Source organism: Stagnihabitans tardus (genome assembly GCF_009925085.1).
In the GTDB taxonomy this organism is placed as follows: Bacteria; Pseudomonadota; Alphaproteobacteria; order Rhodobacterales; family Rhodobacteraceae; genus Stagnihabitans; species Stagnihabitans tardus.
The window spans coordinates 1-257 of sequence record NZ_JAABNR010000105.1 but is presented as its reverse complement, the minus strand read 5'-3'; the positions used below and the strand labels follow the sequence as shown (position 1 = coordinate 257).

At 65.0% G+C, this 257-nt stretch carries 1 pseudogene; it reads right to left on the bottom strand.

Annotation, left to right across the window (positions count from 1 at the left end):
- Positions 1-257, bottom strand: a pseudogene (locus GV832_RS22775) (transposase); the annotation flags it as partial.

Here is a 257-nt window from a genome sequence, read left to right as displayed (position 1 = left end):
CATCGTAACCCCTGTCAGCCAAGAGCCACTCCGCCTGTGGCAGATCCTGCAGAAGGGCGGCAGCGCCCATGTAGTCGCTGACCTGGCCAGCCGTCATGAAGAACTTCAGCGGCCTTCCTTTGGCGTCCGCCACAGCATGAAGCTTGGTGTTCAGCCCGCCTTTCGTGCGCCCGATCGCCCGGCCGCGCCCCCCTTTTTCACCGCCAGGCTCGAGGCCGTGCGGTGGGCTTTCAGATACTTGCGCGGGCATGCTCGGA